Annotated in this window: 18 protein-coding genes; 9 read left to right on the plus strand and 9 right to left on the minus strand. The window is 68.5% G+C overall.

Annotated elements, in window-relative coordinates; all coding sequences use genetic code 11:
- Positions 1-19: 19 nt before the first annotated feature.
- Entirely contained in the window at positions 20-1,270 is a 1,251-nt protein-coding gene (locus tag JMF86_RS24555) for a YbfB/YjiJ family MFS transporter (protein ID WP_011694642.1), read from the minus strand.
- A 183-nt stretch (positions 1,271-1,453) separates the two neighbouring features.
- Entirely contained in the window at positions 1,454-1,999 is a 546-nt protein-coding gene (locus tag JMF86_RS24560; RefSeq protein ID WP_041489664.1) for an alpha/beta hydrolase, read from the minus strand.
- A 115-nt stretch (positions 2,000-2,114) separates the two neighbouring features.
- Here JMF86_RS24560 and JMF86_RS24565 point away from each other — a divergent pair, with 115 nt between their 5' ends.
- The 3 genes from JMF86_RS24565 to JMF86_RS24570 all read left to right on the plus strand — a co-directional run bounded on the left by JMF86_RS24565 (position 2,115) and on the right by JMF86_RS24570 (position 4,110).
- The gene (locus JMF86_RS24565; RefSeq protein ID WP_011694640.1) at positions 2,115-2,570 is read left to right on the plus strand and encodes an Lrp/AsnC family transcriptional regulator; all 456 of its coding nucleotides are present in this window, start codon (positions 2,115-2,117) and stop codon (positions 2,568-2,570) included.
- A 405-nt stretch (positions 2,571-2,975) separates the two neighbouring features.
- Positions 2,976-3,098, plus strand: a complete 123-nt coding sequence (locus JMF86_RS35325; RefSeq protein ID WP_006479692.1) for a hypothetical protein — start codon at positions 2,976-2,978, stop codon at positions 3,096-3,098.
- A 58-nt stretch (positions 3,099-3,156) separates the two neighbouring features.
- On the plus strand, positions 3,157-4,110 hold the full coding sequence (locus JMF86_RS24570) for a hypothetical protein (RefSeq protein ID WP_011694639.1): 954 nt from the start codon (positions 3,157-3,159) through the stop codon (positions 4,108-4,110).
- Between the two features lie 16 nt (positions 4,111-4,126).
- Here the strand turns inward: JMF86_RS24570 and JMF86_RS24575 are convergent, their stop codons facing one another.
- Positions 4,127-4,636 (minus strand): GNAT family N-acetyltransferase, encoded by a 510-nt coding sequence (locus JMF86_RS24575; RefSeq protein ID WP_041489638.1) that lies wholly within the window; start codon positions 4,634-4,636, stop codon positions 4,127-4,129.
- Positions 4,637-4,704: 68 nt separating this feature from the next.
- Positions 4,705-5,736, minus strand: coding sequence for an AraC family transcriptional regulator (locus tag JMF86_RS24580; protein WP_041489637.1), 1,032 nt, complete (start codon positions 5,734-5,736; stop codon positions 4,705-4,707).
- A 272-nt stretch (positions 5,737-6,008) separates the two neighbouring features.
- Between JMF86_RS24580 and JMF86_RS24585 the strand changes: the two genes are divergently transcribed.
- The 4 genes from JMF86_RS24585 (at position 6,009) to JMF86_RS24600 (ending at position 11,213) form a co-directional block, all read left to right on the plus strand.
- On the plus strand, positions 6,009-7,727 hold the full coding sequence (locus JMF86_RS24585) for a GMC family oxidoreductase (protein ID WP_011694636.1): 1,719 nt from the start codon (positions 6,009-6,011) through the stop codon (positions 7,725-7,727).
- The gene (locus JMF86_RS24590) at positions 7,714-10,164 is read left to right on the plus strand and encodes an alpha/beta hydrolase fold domain-containing protein (protein WP_011694635.1); all 2,451 of its coding nucleotides are present in this window, start codon (positions 7,714-7,716) and stop codon (positions 10,162-10,164) included. The genes JMF86_RS24585 and JMF86_RS24590 overlap by 14 nt, the downstream gene beginning before the upstream one ends.
- A 390-nt stretch (positions 10,165-10,554) precedes the next feature.
- A complete protein-coding gene (locus JMF86_RS24595) occupies positions 10,555-10,887 on the plus strand; it encodes a type II toxin-antitoxin system RelE/ParE family toxin (protein WP_011694634.1) in 333 nt (110 codons plus the stop codon).
- Complete coding sequence (locus tag JMF86_RS24600) at positions 10,884-11,213, plus strand: DNA-binding protein (protein WP_006479699.1); 330 nt, start codon at positions 10,884-10,886, stop codon at positions 11,211-11,213. The genes JMF86_RS24595 and JMF86_RS24600 overlap by 4 nt, the downstream gene beginning before the upstream one ends.
- Positions 11,214-11,237: 24 nt before the next feature.
- Here the strand turns inward: JMF86_RS24600 and JMF86_RS24605 are convergent, their stop codons facing one another.
- A complete protein-coding gene (locus JMF86_RS24605; protein ID WP_011694633.1) occupies positions 11,238-13,256 on the minus strand; it encodes a VTT domain-containing protein in 2,019 nt (672 codons plus the stop codon).
- A gap of 115 nt (positions 13,257-13,371) precedes the next feature.
- Positions 13,372-13,824 carry a hypothetical protein gene (locus JMF86_RS24610; protein WP_011694632.1) on the minus strand — a complete coding sequence of 151 codons (453 nt, stop codon included), beginning with the start codon at positions 13,822-13,824 and terminating at the stop codon, positions 13,372-13,374.
- A gap of 323 nt (positions 13,825-14,147) precedes the next feature.
- Here JMF86_RS24610 and JMF86_RS24615 point away from each other — a divergent pair, with 323 nt between their 5' ends.
- The gene (locus JMF86_RS24615) at positions 14,148-14,795 is read left to right on the plus strand and encodes a response regulator transcription factor (RefSeq protein WP_011694631.1); all 648 of its coding nucleotides are present in this window, start codon (positions 14,148-14,150) and stop codon (positions 14,793-14,795) included.
- A complete protein-coding gene (locus tag JMF86_RS24620) occupies positions 14,792-16,588 on the plus strand; it encodes a sensor histidine kinase (RefSeq protein ID WP_011694630.1) in 1,797 nt (598 codons plus the stop codon). The genes JMF86_RS24615 and JMF86_RS24620 overlap by 4 nt, the downstream gene beginning before the upstream one ends.
- A gap of 36 nt (positions 16,589-16,624) precedes the next feature.
- Here the strand turns inward: JMF86_RS24620 and JMF86_RS24625 are convergent, their stop codons facing one another.
- The 3 genes from JMF86_RS24625 to JMF86_RS24635 all read right to left on the minus strand — a co-directional run bounded on the left by JMF86_RS24625 (position 16,625) and on the right by JMF86_RS24635 (position 18,619).
- Positions 16,625-16,924: a type II toxin-antitoxin system RelE/ParE family toxin gene (locus JMF86_RS24625; RefSeq protein ID WP_027808612.1), complete on the minus strand. Its 300-nt coding sequence runs from the start codon at positions 16,922-16,924 to the stop codon at positions 16,625-16,627.
- The gene (locus JMF86_RS24630) at positions 16,921-17,196 is read right to left on the minus strand and encodes a YlcI/YnfO family protein (protein ID WP_006482105.1); all 276 of its coding nucleotides are present in this window, start codon (positions 17,194-17,196) and stop codon (positions 16,921-16,923) included. The genes JMF86_RS24625 and JMF86_RS24630 overlap by 4 nt, the downstream gene beginning before the upstream one ends.
- 112 nt (positions 17,197-17,308) lie before the next feature.
- Positions 17,309-18,619: an MFS transporter gene (locus JMF86_RS24635; protein WP_011694628.1), complete on the minus strand. Its 1,311-nt coding sequence runs from the start codon at positions 18,617-18,619 to the stop codon at positions 17,309-17,311.
- Between the last annotated feature and the right edge of the window lie 120 nt (positions 18,620-18,739).

The following is an 18,739-nucleotide window of genomic DNA, read 5'->3' on the forward strand; positions in this document are numbered from 1 at the left end:
GCGTGCGCGTTCGGGCGGACTACGCAGGCGCCCGCAGCGCACGCTGCCCGACCGCAAGTGCCGCGCCCGCGAACAGCGTCAGCGCCGAATACACGAGCCCGCGCGCGAGCCCCGCGCTGTCCGACACCCAGCCGATCGCGACCGGCCCCGCGATCTGCCCGAAGGCGAAGACCGTCGTGAATGCGCTGATGCCCTTCGCCCAACCATCGGGCGGCAGGTTGTGCCGCACGAAGGCGGTCGTGGAGGCCACCGCCGACAGGAACGTCGCGCCGAACAGCAAGCCCGATGCGAACGCGGCAGCCGGATGCACGAACAGCGCGGGCATCAGCGTCGCGACGCCGAGCAGCGCGTTGAGCACGGCGAGCGCCTGGCCGCCGCGCATCCGATCGAGCAGCCCCGACCACAACCGCGCCGACACGACGGTCGCGACGCCGAGCATCACGTAGAACGCGGCGACCACCGTGCCGCTCATCCCCGCGCCGCGCAGCAGCGCGACGATGAACGTCATGTAGCCGATATAGCCGACGCCGAACAGGCCGTAGCCGGCCAGCGCGAGTGCGAAGCGGGCCGGGCTCGCGGTCGCGGCCGGTTTCGCGCCGTCGGCCTCCCTGGCCGGTGCCGCATGCGCATGCTCGATGCGGCGCGCAGCCGACACGGCCACCGCCGAGAACAGCACGCACGCCGTCGCGAGTGCGAACCATGCCGGCTGCCAGCCGTGTACACGGTGCACGAGCGTCGCCGGCACGAGCAGCGACGACGCGACGATGCCCCATCCGGTGCCGCCGTAATAGAGGCCGAGCAGCAGCCCTGCGTCGCGCGGCGACGCGGACGCGAGCCGCGCGGCCAGCACGCCGCCACTGATGAAGATCAGCGCGCTGCCGACACCCGTTGCGAGCCGCTGCGCGAGCAGCACGTGCATGTCCGACGTGAGCCCGCCCGCGGCCATCAGCACGGCGGTCAGCACACAGCCGGCCGCGAGCAGCGTGCCCGCGCGCCAGCGCCGCGACAGCAACGGAAAGGCCAGCGCACCGATCAGGTAACCGGCCGCGTTCGCCGTGTTCAGCGCGCCGGCCTGCGCGAACGTCCAGCCGAGGTCGGCCTTCATCGGCGGCAGCAGCAGCGCATACGAAAAGCGGGCGAGGCCAAGCGCGATCGCGCTGCCCAGCGACAGGCAGATCGCGAGCCGCCACGCGGCCATGCGGCCGGGATCGGTTGCGCCGGCGTCCGGCCGCGAGCGGCCGGCACGCTCCGGTTGCGGCACTGCACGCATCGGGGTGTCTCCTTCGTTGTTCGATTCCGGGGCGTTCGCCGCCGTCGGTCGATCATACTGGAGCCGTGAAACCGGCGCGCGCCGGCGGCAAACACCCGCCGGCCGTCGCGCCCAGGTTCCGCTCCACGGCGGGACGCGCGCGACGGCTGGAAAACGCGGAATGCCGGCCGGCGCCGGCACGCACTACCGCCCGAGTCCGGCCGCAAACGCCGCAAGCAGCGCGCGCCCTTCGGGCCATCCGCCCAACCCGGACGCCGCGTTCAGATGGCCGCGTGCGCCGAGCAGAAGCGGCGTCGCGCCGTGTTCCGTGGCCCATTCGAGCGCTCGCCCCGCCGGATCGTACGGATCGTCCGCGCTCGCGATCGCCAGCACCGGCACGCGCCCGAACCGACCGCCCGGCAGGTTCGCGAACGCGGCGGCGGCAACCGGAAAACGCGGCCCTGCCGGATCGGGCACGGCCACGAGAAACGCGCCGCGCACCGCGCGCGCCGACCCGGCACGCCAATGCGCGAACAACAAACAGCCCAGCGAATGACAAATCACGAGCGGGGGCGCCCCGGCGTTCGCGACAGCCGTGTCCAGCGCCGCCGTCCAGTCGGCGAGGTCGGGCGCCTCCCACGAAGCCGGCGCGATGCGCGCGGCGCCGGGAAACGCCGTCTCCCAATGACTCTGCCAATGATCCGGTCCCGAATTGCCGATACCCGGCACGATCACGATCGCCTGATCCATCACGCCCTCCATCAACTGAAACCCGGAGTGTGGCCACGCGCCGGTCGGCATGGAATGGCAAGTCATCGGTTATTGAGACAAAATGCCGATGAATCAACGGTACCGGAGGACCGTCATGCCGGACGAAGCACTGGATCGCCTGGATCTTGCGATCCTCGAAGCGCTGCAGGAGAACGCGCGGACGCCGCTATCGGAAGTCGGCAGGCGCATCGGCCTGTCGCAACCCGCCACCTCGGAGCGCGTCAAGCGGCTGGAAGAACGCGGCATCATCGCCGGCTACGGCGCACGCATCGATCCGGCGGCGCTCGGGTTGGGCATGATGGCCATCATCCGACTAAAAACGACTCACGAGCACATCAAGCCGGCGCTGCGCGCGTTCGCCGAGATGCCGCATGTCATCGAAGTCCACCGCATGACCGGCGAGGACTGCTTTCTGCTGAAGGTGCTGGTGCCGACACCGGGCCAGCTCGAAACGCTCATCGACGCGATTGCCCGCTTCGGCGCGGTCACGACATCGCTGGTGCTGCGCTCCGAACCGACCAAGACGATCGGAAAGGCGTTGCTTGGATGACGTGCGGATGCTGATTGACTGCGTGACGCATGGAATCATGCGGACCGGTTCGAGCACCAGGCGATCGCGCTTGTGGTTCTCGTGAATGACATAAAACGCAGCAATCCGGGCAATTGAATTCAAATTAAAAATAACCGAATTCATTTCGCCTATCCGGATTCCTTCCGATAAAAAATGATGCTCGATCTGTCGCTCGTTTTATCCTGTTTTTCCAATATGTGGATCGCGAATGCCTCGTGTTTAGCACGTCACGGCTAAAAACACTGCAACGCATTGCATTCGAAAATTCGTCAGACTAATATCGACGCCACTCGTCCGGCATTCACAAAATATCGAACGAGGAGCGGTCATGTTTTTTCCGCGCTTTCATGTTGAATCACTCATGTTCACCACAGGAGAATTGACATGCAGGAAACCCAGCAGATCGAATTGCTTGACTGGATGCAGGAAGACACGCACCCCGAGGCCGTCGACATGATGGTCGAGGACGCCGTGGTGCCGTTCGGCACCGCGCTCTGGCCGGTCTGAGCGGGCCACCCGTTCTCGCGGAAGGGCCGCGGCCCTTCCGCCGCTTCCGGAGATACGCATGCTGAACCTGCACCGCGCGCTCGGCTTTCACCCCGCGTTGCGCGACAAGCTGGCCCGCGGCGAATCGGGAAAACTGCTGGTCGGCCATGACACCCGCAACCGCGACATCGCGTTGCGCGCCTTTTCCGCCCTGCCCGATTCGCTCGACGCGACCACCCTCTGCCTCGAAAGCACCCCGCCCGCCGACATCGCCGCCGCGCTCGACGCCGCCGACCTGTTCGTGCTGCTGTACGACTCGTCGTGCCTGCCGACGCCGTCGCCGAGCGGGCCGCCATTCCTCGCCGCGATCCGCCCCGCGATCGTCGAACACTGGAGCAAATCGGTTTTATTCAAGGATTACGGCCCGCACCTCGACGAGGCGTTCGCCGAATCGCTCGACGACATCGCCGCGCGCAATGGCCGGCTGATCGACGCGGCCGCACGCGCGTCGCAGATCCGCTTCATCGACGAAGCCGGCAACACGCTGACGGGCTCGCTTGCGCCGGACCAGAAATGGACGAGCGTGGACGGCATGGGCAACCTCGACGTCGTGCCCGGCGAGATCGCGACGCACGTGACCGACCTCAACGGCTCGGTCGTGTTCAGCGGCACCTTTCTCGGCACCGTGCCGTTCGCGATCAAGTACAAGGTGGCCGAGCGGCTCGCGACGCTGCATGTCGAGCACAGCACGATCGTCGATTTCGACACCGACGATGCGGGCTTCCGGCGCGATTTCACGACCTATCTCGACCGGCACGCGAATCACCGGCGGATCGAGGAATTCGGCATCGGCACGAACCTCGGCATCCGCGGCCTGTACGGCCGCAACGCGGGGTTCGAGGAACGCCATCCGGGCCTGCATCTCGGGCTCGGCGGCGGCGAAAACGGCAGCCACCATCTCGACCTGATCTTCGCGCGCGGCACGCTCGCGCTCGACGAGCGGATCGTGTTCGACGGCGCGTTCGCCGTCTGACGCAGCGGCGCGTTGCTCAGGCTTCGGCGGCCGCCGCGTCGCCGAGCCACTTGAACATCACGAAGCAGTCGACGAAGCCGAGCCGCGCGTGACGGTATGCGCGCGGCAGCCGGCCGACGATCTCGAATCCCAGCTTCTGCCACAGCGCGACCGCGACTGCGTTCGTCGCGACCACCGAATTGAACTGCATCGCGAGGAAACCGCGCTCGCGCGCCACCTGCTGCGAGTGCTCGCACATCAGGCGCGCGACGCCGCGGCCGCGCGCGGCCTCGCTCACCATGTAGCCGCAGTTGCTCACGTGCTTGCCGGGCCCGGCGGCGTTCGCCTTCAGGAAGTACGAGCCGAGCACCACGCCGTCCTCCTCCGCGATCCACGTACAGAGCGGCGCGTCGAGCCACAGTGCGCGTGCCGCTTCCTGGGTCGGTTCGGGATCGAATGCATAGGTTTCCTGAGCAGCGACGATGGCGCGGTAGGTCGGCCAGAAACGCGCGAAATCGTCGTCGGTCATCGGGCGGATCGTGATCATGCGGGGTCTCTCGTGAATGTGATGTCGACAGGCAGGACGGGCAAGCGAGCGAGCGATCGTACCGCGATTCATTGCGGGTCGCCTGATCGTCGCGCCGCGCTGCGATACGCGCCCGGCGGCACGCCGTACCAGCGCTTGAACGCTTGCGAGAAACTGGACAGATCGCTGAAGCCGAGCCGCTCGGCCACGTCCGCGAGCGACAGCCGCGCATCGCCGAGCAGCGTCTCGGCCATCGCCCCGCGCGTCTGCGCGAGCAGCGCGCGAAACGTCGTGCCTTCCTCCTGCAATCGCCGCTTGAGCGTGCGCGGGCTCGTGTTCATCAGGCGCGCCATGTCGTCGAGCGAGAACGGCGCGCTGCCGGGCGTCGCGTTCAGGTATTGGCGCACCATCTCCGATGTGCCCACGCGCGCACGCCGTGCTTCGACGAGTTGCCCGCACATCTGCTCGCACATCGACACCGTCAGCGGATTCGCATGCGGCAACGGCCGGTCGAGGAACGCACGGTCGAACGCGAGGCTGTTCGCCCGCGCCGAGAACGTCGGCTCGATGCCGGCGATGCGCGGCGCCGCGAGCGCCGGCGAACGCGCGGCCTGCAGCGTGAAGCGCGACAACGCGAAATCGCCGCTGGCGATTTCGTGCAGCAGCACGGCCGCGGCCGTCATGTCGCGCTCGACGAGGAACCGGCTCAGGTCGGCGTCGAGTTCCGGCGCGCCGAAGCTGAGCACGCCAGTGTCAGCCGCCTCGCGGTACGTGATGACGGTGTACGCATACGTGAGCGGCAAAAAACGCATCGCGAGCGCGAGCGCATCGCGCCCGGTCGCGCTCGCGATCAGCCCGTAGCCCCACACGCCGTACGCGGAGAAGTGGTAACGCCGGCCGACCTCGAACCCGAGGCCCTGTGCCCGGCCGAGCGCACGCAGCAGGTTGCCGGTCAGCCGCAGTTCCTGCGCGGCCGTCACCTCGACTTTCGGGTCGTCGAGCTGCGCGCTCGCGAGGCCCGTGCCGGCCAGCAGCGTGGCATGCGGCACACCGCGTTCGTCGCCGAAATCGACCAGCAACCGGGCGCTGGCCGGACTCCGGGTGAAATCCCAGAAGCTCATGCGGAGAAACCCTCGAAGCGCCGATTTGGCCCAAATACTAAAACAATTGTCCCCAACCAGCATTGGTGTTTTCCCATGCGGCCCGCACCATCGGCGTCATCCAGTCGTCGTCCGAACGACGCCATCACCCCAGGAGGAGACACCATGCGACCGAGTCGCCCGACCGATCCCGCCGCCCACTTCACCCACTTCGCCCGTCGGCGCGCCGCCCGCGCCCGCATGCCGACACGCGTCGCATGACCCACCGATCACCGAAGCAAGGAGACGATTCCATGAGCAAGACTTTCGACTACATCGTGGTCGGTGGCGGGTCGGGCGGTTGCGTCGTCGCGGGCCGGCTGACCGAGGACCCGGCCGTGACCGTCTGCGTGCTCGAGGCCGGCGGCCGCGGCGACAGCGCGGTCGTCAACGTGCCGACCGGCGCGGTCGCGATGATGCCGACCCGCCTGAACAACTGGGCGTTCGACACGGTGCCGCAGCCGGGGCTCGGCGGGCGCATCGGCTATCAGCCGCGCGGCAGGGCGCTTGGCGGTTCGTCGGCGATCAACGCGATGGTCTATATCCGCGGTCATCGCGTCGACTACGACGGCTGGGCCGCGCTCGGCAACGAAGGCTGGGCGTACGACGACGTGCTGCCGTACTTCCGCCTGAGCGAGCACAACGAGCGCTTCGACGATGCCTGGCACGGCCGCGACGGCCCGCTGTGGGTCAGCGACCTGCGCACCGGCAACCCGTTTCATGCGCGCTATCTGGAAGCCGCGCAACAGGCCGGCCTGCCGCTCACCGACGATTTCAACGGCGCGCAACAGGAAGGCATCGGGATCTACCAGGTCACGCAGAAGCACGGCGAACGATGGAGCGCGGCGCGCGCGTACCTGCTGCCGCACGTCGGCCGCCGCGACAACCTGACGGTCGAGACGCACGCGCAGGTGCTGCGCATCCTGTTCGACGGCACGCGCGCGACCGGCGTCGAGGTGCGGCAGCACGGTGAAATCCGCACGCTGCGCGCGCGGCGCGAAGTCGTGCTCGCGGCCGGCGCGCTGCAGACGCCGCAGTTGCTGATGCTGTCGGGCGTCGGCCCGGGCCGCGAACTCCAGCAGTTCGGCATCGCCGTACAGGCCGATCTGCCGGGCGTCGGCAGCAACCTGCAGGATCATCCGGATTTCATCTTCGGCTACCGCACGCGCAGCGTCGACACGATGGGCGTGTCCGTCCGCGGCGGGCTGCGCATGCTGCGCGAATTCGCCCGCTTTCGCCGCGAACGGCGCGGGATGCTGACGTCGAACTTCGCGGAAGGCGGCGGTTTCCTGAAAACGCGTGCCGATCTGGCGGCACCGGACATCCAGCTACATTTCGTCGTCGCGCTCGTCGACGACCATGCGCGCAAGCTGCATGCCGGTCACGGGCTGTCGTGCCACGTGTGCCTGTTGCGGCCGCGCAGCCGCGGCTCGGTCACGCTGAACGGCGCCGACCCGCTCGCGGCGCCCCGCATCGATCCCGCGTTCTTCGACGATCCGCGCGATCTCGACGACATGGTCGCGGGCTTCCGCCTCACACGTCGCCTGATGGATGCGCCGGCGCTCGCCAGCTGGACCACGCGCGACCTGTTCACCGCGAACGTGACGACCGACGACGAGATTCGCGACGTGCTGCGGCGGCGCGCCGACACCGTCTATCACCCGGTCGGCACCTGCCGGATGGGGCGCGACGCGCTCGCCGTCGTCGATCCGCAACTGCGCGTGCATGGCCTGCAAGGGCTGCGCATCGTCGATGCATCGGTGATGCCGACGCTCATCGGCGGCAACACCAACGCGCCGACGATCATGATCGCCGAGAAGGCCGTCGACCTGATGCGCGGCATATGCCGCGTGCCGGCGCAGCCGCATGCCGACGCAACCGTCAGGAGGACGACGGATCGTGACCCTACCCTTGCAACCCGCGCCGCACACGCCGGCGACCAGCCCGAGGAAACCCGCCATGCTGTCGCCTGATCCCTCCCGTTCCGCCGGCTCCACCACGCCGCTTGCGGCGATCATCATCGGCGCCGGCTTCGCCGGCATCGGCATGGCAATTGCGCTGCAACGCGCCGGCATTCGCGATTTCGTGATCGTCGAACGCTCGCACGACGTCGGCGGCGTGTGGCGCGACAACCGTTATCCGGGCGCCGCGTGCGACGTGCCTTCGCACTTGTACTCGTTCTCGTTCGAACCCAATCCCGCGTGGTCGCGCGTGTTCGCGCCGCAGCCCGAGATTCATGCGTACCTGCAACACTGCGCGCGCAAGTACGGTCTCGCCCGCCATCTGCGCTTCGGCGCCGAAGTCGAACACGCGCGCTACGACGAAGCCGATGCGCTGTGGCACGTCACGCTGCGCGACGGCACGACGCTGAGCGCCGCGCTGCTCGTCAGCGGCACCGGCCAGTTGAGCCGCCCCGCCATGCCGAACCTGCCGGGCATCGACACGTTTCGCGGCCGTGCGTTCCACTCCGCGCACTGGGATCGCGATTACGCACTCGCCGGCAAACGGGTGGCCGTGGTCGGCACCGGTGCATCGGCGATCCAGTTCGTTCCGGCGATCGCCGGCGACGTGCGGCGCCTGACCGTATTCCAGCGCTCGCCGGCCTATGTGATGCCGCGCCCCGACCGCGCGTATCGCCCGTGGGAAAAGGCGCTGTTTCGTCGGCTGCCGGCGGCGATGAAACTGCATCGCGCATCGATCTACCTGCGCTATGAAGCGCGTGCGATCGCGTTCACGCGCCTGCACGGGTTGATGAAGGTCGCGGTCGGCCGGCCGTTTCGCAAGTTGCTCGCGCGCGACGTGCCGGACCCCGCGTTGCGCGCACGGCTCACGCCCGATTATCCGGTCGGCTGCAAGCGCATCCTGCTGTCGAGCGACTATCTCGCCGCGATGAGCCGCGACCATGTGGAACTCGTCACGCAGCCGATCCGGCGCGTGACCGAGGACGGGATCGAGACCATCGACGGCGTGCATCATCCCGTCGACGCGATCGTCTACGGCACGGGGTTCGCGGCAACGGAATTCCTGTCGCCGATGCGCATCACGGGCCGCGGCGGCCTCGACCTGAACGATGCGTGGCGACGAGGCGCGCAGGCGTATCTCGGGCTCACCGTGCCCGGCTTTCCGAACTTCTTCATGCTGTACGGCCCGAACACCAACCTCGGTCACAACTCGATCGTCTACATGCTCGAGAGCCAGATCGCGCACGTGATGCGCTGCATACAGGCGATGCGTCGCGACGGCGCGCGCGAGATCGACGTCGACGCGCGCCGCTACCGGTGTTTCAACGTGCACGTGCAGCAGAGGCTCGCAGGGTCGGTCTGGAGCAGTTGCAAGAGCTGGTACGTCGATGCATCGGGGCACAACAGCACGAACTGGCCGGGCTTCACGCTGACCTACCGGTGGATCACGCGCTTCACCGGCATGTCCGCGTACCGCTTGTCGCAGCCGCTGCCCGGGGCGGCCGCTCCGATGCACGGCATGGTGGTCGCGCCGCCCGCCGGCAGATTCGAAGCCTTCACGGCCGCTTCGTTGCGCGGGTTCCTGCGTGTCGCGTTCCGGCCGCTGATCGGGCCGCCGTTCGGCGCGCGCATGCAGCGCCGCGTCGTCGCGCTGCTGTCGCCGCTGATGCCCGGTGCGGGCGGCACGCTGCGCTACCGCACGTCGGCGCAGCATGTGCCGATCGAAGTGGTCGCGCCGAAACGCGGCGACACGGGTGGCGCGATTCTCTATCTGCACGGCGGCGCGTTTTGTCTCGGCGGGCCGCATACGCATCGCGGCGTGACGACGCGCCTCGCGAACGATGCGGGCCTGCCGGTGTGGGTGCCCGATTACCGGCTCGCGCCCGAGCATCCGAGCCCGGCCGCGCTCGACGACGCACTGGCCGCCTACGACGCGATGCGAACGCAGGGTTACGCGCCGCACCGGATCGTGATTGCCGGCGACTCGGCCGGCGGCGCGCTGGCGCTGGCGCTCGCCATCGCGCTGCGCGAGCGCGGCGAGCCGACCGCCGCCGCACTGCTGCTGATCTCGCCCGTGACCGACTCGACGCTCGGCGGCGCGACGCTGGCCTCGCGTCGCCACGACGATCCGATGATCCGGCGCGGCTGGCTCGAACAGGGGCTGCGCTGGTATCACGGCACGGGCTCCGCCGCGGCGCGCGGGCCGCTCGACACCGATCTGCATGGCTTGCCGCCGATACTGATCCAGGCCGGCGACCAGGAAGTACTGCTGTCCGATGCGCAGCGGCTGGCCGAGCATGCACACGCGTGCGGTGTGCCGTGCCGGCTGGAAATCCATGCGGCGCGCTGGCATGTGTTCCATCTGCAGGCGTTTTACTTGCGCTCGGCGCGGGACGCGTTGCGGACGTTGGCGGGGTTTGCGGCGGAACGTGTCGCCACGACGGCATGACGATGAAACGAGGACGCACGACGATCAGCGCATGTCCGATCGTCGTGTCCGCTTGCAACGGAGCGCCGCCGGGGCGACAACCACCCAAGATCGCGACGGCCGCGTCGGCGAAGCAGTAATTACACAGTCTGCCGGCGGATTTTCCGCCCATCATTCATTCCCTCACGCTCCCCGTCTCGGGGTGCGTCTCCTCTCCTCACGCCATCGACAGCCGGCCATTTGGCCGAATCGTCATGCGCCATCCCGGATGAAAGAATGATCGTCGTTCGGGAAGCCCGCACCACGCCCTGATATCCCGACCATGAAGACGCCGTATGCGTGTCGGCCTCTAAACCATTGCGATGCCAACCGCTTCGTTCCCACTACCTCTTTTGTAGCTTATAAGTTACAATGCTCGCCAAGTTCGAACTCCTTCGCTATCAGCGCGACGACGGTCGCGAGCCTTTCACCGAATGGCTGAACGCCGTCCGTGACAAGCCCGCGCAGGCGCGGATTCGCGAGCGCCTGCGCCGCGTGCAGACCGGCAACTTCGGCGATTGCGAGCCGGTCGGCGAAGGTGTGATCGAACTGCGCGTCCACGTCGGCGCCGGCTACCGCGTGTACTTCGGCCGGCACGGCAGCGCGTTGGTGCTGCTGCTGTCCGGCGGCGACAAGGCGAGTCAACCCGACGACATCAGGCGCGCCAGGGAACACTGGTCGAACTGGAAACGGAGGCAAACATGAACAAGCTCAAAGGCGCGGTATCGCACCACGATGCGGAAGTCGCCGAACTCGGCGCCGACCGCGAGCTCGCGGTCGCCTATTTGCGCGTCGCGATGGAATCGCTCGACGATCCCGACAACCGTGCGGCCGGCCTGCTCGCGCTGCGCACGGTCGCGGAAGCGTATGGCGGGCTCGGCGCGGTCGCGGCCGAAGCCGGCATCAGCCGCGAATCGCTGTATCGCACGCTGTCCCCGAACGGCAACCCGACGCTGAAGACCCTGCTCGCGGTGCTCAAGACCGTCGGCCTGCGCCTGTCCGTCGTTCCCGCGCAGCCGTCGCACGCGTAACGGGCGCACAGCGCGCGGGCTCCCTCACGGCTGGACCATCCACACGAGCAGCATCGCGTCCGGCGCGGCCGCCATCCCCGCCGGCCGATGCACGATCGTCGGCTCGACCGCCAGCGCGTGCGCGATCGCCACCGCATCGTCGATCGTCGTCGAGCGCACGAACGTCATCAGCCGCGCCGGCCGGCGCAGCGTCTCGCGATACAGCGCGCCGTACCACAGCGGCCGCATGCCGAGCGCATCCTGCAACACGTACGGATAGCGCCACAACCGCAGCACGAAGCGGCTTTCCGGGTGGGCCGGATCGACGCGAACGAACACACGCCGCGTGCTTTCGCCATGCGTGTAGCGCGGCAGCACGGGCAGCGTATCGGCGGCCGCCTGCGGCAACAGCCAGCGCAGCGCGGTGGCCGGCGTCCACGGCGTCGCGCGCTGCCAGCCGGCCTGCGCGAGATGACGGTCGAGCGTGTCCGACGTCGCGCTCCATTGCAGCGGCAGAAATTCCTCGCGGTCGCCGCCGATCTCGGTGCGCCGCGTCGGCACGCGCTGCCACCCGCCGCGCAGCCACTGGTCGACGGTCATCGCGACCACGTCGCCGACATGCGGACGCGCCGCGCGATCGAGCTGCCACTGCGCGGGAACTGTCCATACACCGGCCGTCGCGAGCACGACGACGACCGCGACGAGCGCGCCTCTGGGCTGTACGTGCTCGCGCACACGCCAGTACGCATAGGCGCCGGCGAGCAGCGCGAACCACGCGAGCCCGAGGCTCCATCCGCCCAGCAGACCCGACAACCAGGTATCGCCGACATACAGTCGCGCGAAGCCGCCGAGCACGATCCACAGCACGACCGCCGTCACGACCGGTATGCGCCACAGCGCGGGCCGGTCGCGCGTGAGCGCCCAGCCGAGGCCGCTGCTCGCGAGGATCGCGAACGCGGCGTCGGCGTCGGGCAGCGCCACGTGCAGCGCGCCGGGCGGCAGGCTCGCGGGCGTCGCGCCGGGCACGCTCGCGCCGAACACCGGCACGAGCGCAACGGCGACACCGATCGTCGCGAGCCACCAGGCCGCCGTCAGCCAGCAGCGATGGATCATCAGCCACACGAGGAACGCGGCCGCGACGATCAGCCCCGTGTCGTGCCCATGCAGCACGGCGAGCGCACTCATCACGGCGTCGCCGGGTGGCGTGCGCAGGTTCTGCAGGAACGCATACAGCGCAATGTCCACATGCATCAGCGGATCGTTCGCGACGACGTCCTGCACGATCCCCGCGAACAGCCATACGCAGCCGATGAACAGCAGCGCGAGCACGGGCACCGCGCCGGGCAGCCCGCGCAAGTACGCGATCCCGTCGTGCAGCCGCGCGCCGAATCGCGGCCAGCGGCGCGCGCATGCATGCACGGTTTGGACGAGCGCGCGGCGCAGCAACGGCCAGCCGCGCCGCAGCGCGACGCGCACACCGATCCACACGAGCGCGACCAGCCCGGCCACGACCAGCAGGATCGCGGCGACCCGCACGCTGATCGCCGCGGCCAGCGCAGCCGACGCGCCGAACAGGATGCCGGGCGCGACGTGCACGGGCGCCCACACGAGCGCGGAGATCACGTTGACTGGATAGAACGACCGGCGCGGCAGCGTCGCGCAGCCGACGATGACCGGCACGACCGCCCGCACCGGCGCGAGAAAGCGCGCGAGCACGATGCTCTTCATGCCGTGACGCAGCACGAATTCCTCGCCGCGCGCGTAGGCGCTCGCATAGCCGAAGCGCGCCCACGCGTTGCGGATCATCCCGCGGTAATGCCGGCCGAGTTCGTAGCTGATCCCGTCGCCGATCACCGCGCCGACGGCCGCGACGCCGATCGTCGCCCATGCGTCGAGCGCGCCCGCGCCGATCAGCGCGCCGGCCGCGAACATCACGGCGCCGGCCGGCACGATCGTGCCGACCAGCGCGATCGCCTCGGCGCACGCGGCCACGAACACGATCGCCAGCACGAGCAGCGGATGCGCGCCGATCGCGCCGATCCACGCATGGATCGTGTCGCTCATTGCACCCTCCCGGACGGTGCGGCCCGGTGCGCGACTACCGGGCCGGCAAGGGCATTGGATACGTTCATCGCAACATGCGCGCGCTCGCGCCGGCGTCGAAGGTCAGCAGGCGGGGTCAGTCGAACTCGTGCTGCCGCGCGTCGGCTTCGAGCGGCGCGTCGTGATAGCCGACCGTCGCGATCTCCCGTAGATAGCGCGCAAGAAACGCGCCGATCGAGCCGGCAGCCTCGTATTGATGGACATGCCTGAATTCGTGGGTCAGCAAGCGGCGCGTGTCGTGCCCGCGCAGCACGTACACCGCATGACCGAGCGTGAGGCCGATCGTCCCGGGCGCCAGCAGCCCGGAGTCGCGGGCGATCGCGGCCAACGTCGGCGTGTCGGGAAACGGCATGCGGTCGACCGCCATCACGCGAATCCGGTCCGGCTGCGCGACGCCCACCGTGCGCGCGTCGTCGGCTTGCGCCGGCGTCAGCGGCGCGCCCTGCGCGAGCCCGCGCGCGGCCTCCGCTTCGGCCCAGGCGACCGCGGCGGGCAGTGCGGACGGCAGGATATCGGCAAGGTCGATCATTGCAGGGCTCCTGGTTCGAGTGGTGGCATCGGGCACCAGTTTAGTCCCGAATCGGAACGGTTCGTGGCGCGGTTCCGGCGAGGCCGCACCGGCTCGCGGCGGCCGCAACGGTCGCCCGGGAATACCCTGATCCACATGCGCGCCGCGCCATACCCTTTCCCGCGAATTATTTCGTTTCAGCGCACATTCCGCACTCAACCCTCCCGAAAATTTCGCGAACGAGTACCTTTTTCGGGATCGGGGGCATATATTGATCAGAAGAACGGCCGCGGCGACACCCGGACAGCAACGCGCGGCGTCATCCCGAAGAGGATCGCTGGAAGATGATCAGGGTAATTCTGGCTGACGATCACGCAGTCATGCGGGACGGACTGCGTCACATCCTGGAGCGGGCCGGCGGTTTCGAGATCGTCGGCGAGGCGAGCGACGGCTCGGGCACGCTCGCGCTGGCCGAGCGCGCGGCCGCCGACGTGCTGCTGCTCGACCTGTCGATGCCCGCGCCGACCGGCATCGAGCTGATCCGGCTGGTCAAGCGCCAGGCGCCGTCGCTGCGCACGCTGGTGCTGACGATGCACGCGGAAACCCAGTACGCGGCACGCGCGTTCAAGGCCGGCGCCACCGGCTACCTGACGAAGGACAGTGCGACGGCCGAACTCGTCGAAGCCGTCGGCAAGGTGGCGGCAGGCGGCGTCTACGTGAGCCCGTCCGCGGCCGAAAGCCTCGCTCACACGCTGCGCGCGCCGGCTCAGGCGCTGCCGCACGAACGGCTGTCGGCGCGCGAGTTCGACGTGATGCGCCGCATCGTCGCGGGTCAGACCGTCACGCGGATCGCGTCCGAACTCGCGCTGAGCGCGAAGACGGTCAGCACGTACAAGACGCGCATCCTCGAGAAGATGGGGCTCCCGCACGAAGCCGCACTGGTCCGCTACACGGTGCGCCACGATCTCGACCTCGGGGACGACGACGCATGACGGCCGCCTTCCGCTTCCCGCCCACGTCGCCGCCGGACGACGACGATCCGGACACGTCGCGTCTGTTCATGTCGTCGCTGCCGCCGGGCCGGCGCGAGCAGCGGCTCGCGCTCGCGACGGTACTCGTATCGGCCGTGATTTTCGCCGCGCTCGCACCGTTCGCGGCCATGCCGCTCACGCCGGGCTGGGCGTTCATTCCCGTGTACCAGTCGGCGATCGTGATCAACGACATGGTGACGGCCGGCCTGCTGCTCGGCCAGTACGCGATCCTGCGCGAGAAGCCGCTGCTCGTGCTGGCGGGCGGCTACCTGTTCACGGCGTTCATGGCCGGCACGCACATGCTGACCTTCCCCGGGCTGTTCACGCCGACCGGCCTGCTCGGCGCCGGCGAACAGACCACCGCATGGCTGTACCTGTTCTGGCATGGCGGCTTTCCGTTGTCGGTCGCCGCGTACGCACTGCTGCGCGCGACGTCGCGCGGGCGCCCGGCTCCGGCCCCGCAGCGGCGTGCGGCGATTCCGGTCGTCCTCTGCCTCGTGGCCGCCGGCGGCGCGACGGCCGCGCTCGCGCTGCTCGCGACCGTCGGCCACGCGCTGCTGCCGCACATCATGAGCGGCAACCGGATGACCTCGACGATGACGAACGCGATCACGGTCGTCTGGGGCCTGAACCTCGTCGCGCTGATGCTGATGTGGCGGCAGCGGCGCCGCCATTCCGTGCTCGACCTGTGGGTAATGACGGTGCTCGTCGCGTGGCTGTTCGACATCGCGCTGTCGTCGATGCTCAATCACGGGCGCTTCGATCTCGGCTTCTATGCGGGGCGCGCGTATGGTCTCGTCGCGTCGGGCGTCGTGCTGTTCGCGATGCTGTTCGAGAACGGCCGGCTGCATGCGCAGACGGTGCGCGCGCTGGCCGGCGCGCGCTACCAGCATCTGCTCGTCGTGCAGAAAAGCGCGCAGTTGAACGATGCGAACGAACGGCTCGAACAGCGCGTCGCCGCGCGCACCGCGCAACTGAGCGCGTCGAACCGCGACCTGCGGCGCGAAGTCGAGGAGCGCGTACGTGCGGAGCGGGCGCTACAGGCCTCGCGCGAGGAGCTGCGCGAGATCGCCGCGATCAGCGCCAGCGCGCGCGAAGCGGAGCAGCGCCGCATCGCGCGCGAACTGCACGACGAATTGGCGCAGACGCTAGCGACGCTGAAGAACGATCTCGAATGGCTGATCGACCACGTGCCGCAGGACGACGCATCGCTGGCACGCAAGATCGCGGCGATGCATGCGCTCGCGCGCGGCGCGGTGGCCGCGACCCGCCGCATCGCGTCGGACTTGCGCCCGCTGATGCTCGACGATCTCGGCTTCGCGGCCGCGATGCAATGGCTCGTGGAGGATTTCCGGCATCGTCACGGGATTGCCTGTTCGCTGCGCGTCGAGCCGCCGGAGCTGCAACTCGACGAGCCGTATGCGACGGCCGTGTTCCGCATCGCGCAGGAAGCGCTCGCGAATGTCGCCCGGCACGCGGCAGCGTCGCATGCGGACGTCGAACTCGTGTGCGGCGGCGAAGCGATCGCGCTGACGATACGCGACGACGGCGCGGGATTCGATCCCGCGGTGCCGCGCAAGTCGGCGTCGTTCGGGCTGGTGGGGTTACGCGAGCGTGCGTATCTGGTCGGCGGCACGCTGCGGATCGCGACGACGCTCGGCGAGGGGACAACGGTCGAGGTCGAGATTCCGCTGTCGCCGGCGCCCGTCGCGGTCGCGCATGGCGGGGACAGGGATTCGCGAATCAATCGCTGACCAACGCGGCAACGACAACCACCGCATCGTCACGTATCAGTGGTAATCATCTTCCCGTTGGTGTCGTACGGCTAAAATCGTAACTTGCTCGGCTGCTTCAATCTCGAACAGCAGGACATAGCCCGACGTGCCGAAGGACATGATCAGCTCGCGCAAAAATGGATTTCCGTGATCGACCTTGCGGCATGTGAACGGAAACATGCGGAGCATGGCGACACCTTGTTCGATCGCGTCCACAGCCCGCGCCGCCGCATCCACATCACGTTCGAGCAAGTATCGATACATCCGTACCAGATCCTCACGGGCCGCACGTGTATATCGGACCCGATAGATCAATCAGCCGCCTTCGCTGCACGCGCAGCCTTCAGCATGCCCTCGAGTTCGGCCTGCACGTCGGCGGCATCGACGTATTCACCGGTACGACGCGCCTCGTCGCGTGATGCGAGGCCACGGGTTACAAACTCGCGTTGCAGACGGCGACGCGCGATCCCGTCGCGCAGCGCCGACTCCATGAACGCAGACAACGTCTCGTTTTCCTCAAGGACCGACTCTGCCTCCTCCCGCAATTGCGGATCGACACGCAGCGCCGGCATGGTCGCGGTTTTCATCGCACACTCCATGCATTACATATGTAATGCATGGTAGCACACCCGCTTTTTCGCGTGCAGTCGGCCGTTCGGCCTAATCCAAGTATCCCGGGGCCACAACCCCGGCCGTCCATCACGCCCGCGCCGCCACCATCCCCCGCTCCGAGCGCGTCCACGCGACCAGCGCGCCGACGCCGAGCAGCGCGAGGCACACGATCGGCACGATCATCGGCCCGAACGCGGTGCCTGTCACCTTGCCCGCGAACGGCATCAGGTTCTGGCTGAAGAAGCCGCCGAGGTTGCCGATCGAGTTGATCGCCGCGACGCTCGCGGCCGCCCGCGCGCCGGTGAAATAGCGCGGCGGCATCGACCAGAAGCACGGATACAGCAGCGGGATGCACGCGCCGCCGAGCACGAGCGCGATGAAGCGCAGCGGCGTCGACGGCAGCACGAGGCTCAGCAGGAAGCCGAGCGCGCCGAGCGCCGCGACGATCGCGATCGTGCGCAGGATGCTCTTCGCACGGCGCAGCTTCGACGGCAGCCACACCAGCAGCACCACCGCGAGCGCCCACGGCAGCATGCTCAGGAACCCGTTCATCGTGCTCGACACGCCGAACGATTTCACGATCGTCGGCAACCAGTACGTGACGCCGTACAACGACGTCGACATCAGCATGTAGGTTGCCGCGAACAGCATCACGCGCGGATCGAGCAGCGCCTTCCACGGCTGACCGTGCTCGGCCTGCGCCGGCTTCTCGCGCTCCAGCGCGGCCGCGACGATCTGCTTCTCGCGCTCGTCGAGGAACCGCGCTTCGCGAAACGATGCGGGCAGCACGCGGAACACGACGATCGCGACGACCACGGCCGGAATGCCCGTCGCGACGAACACCCACTGCCAGCCCGCCAGCCCCCACACGCCGTTCAGGCTCAGCAGCAGGCCGCCGACCAGCGAGCCGAGCATGTTCGCGAGCGCGCTGCCCAGCGTGAAGATGCCGAGCACCTTCGCGCGGTAGCTCTGCGGAAACCACAGCGTCAGGTAATAGATCACACCCGGATAGAAGCCGGCCTCGGCGATGCCGAGCACGAAGCGCAGCGAACAGAACGCGGGCATCGACGTCGTGAAACCCATCAGCACCGTGATGAGCCCCCACGTCAGCATGATCCGTGCAAGCCACACGCGCGCGCCGTAGCGATGCAGCGCGAGCGTGCTCGGCACCTCGAACAGCAGGTAGCCGATGAAGAACAGCGACGACGCGAGCCCGAACGCGGCTTCCGTCATGCCGAGGCTGTGCACCATCTGCAGTTTCGCGAAACCGACGTTCTGCCGGTCGATGAACGCGATCAGGAACATCACGACGAGGATGGGCAGCAGGCGCCGCGCCATCTTCGACATGATGCGCTGTTCTTCGGCGGACGCGGGGTCCAGGGTGTCGGTAGCGTTCACTTCAGGCTCCTTGGGTGAATCGATTGCATATCGGTTGAATCGGTGAATCGGTTGAATCTGCGCCGCGCGTGACGAACGCGCCGGCGCGAGGTGTTTCGATGAACGGAACCGGATCGCGAC

It is taken from the genome of Burkholderia sp. E168m15, from assembly GCF_016586105.1.
In the GTDB taxonomy this organism is placed as follows: Bacteria; Pseudomonadota; Gammaproteobacteria; order Burkholderiales; family Burkholderiaceae; genus Burkholderia; species Burkholderia orbicola.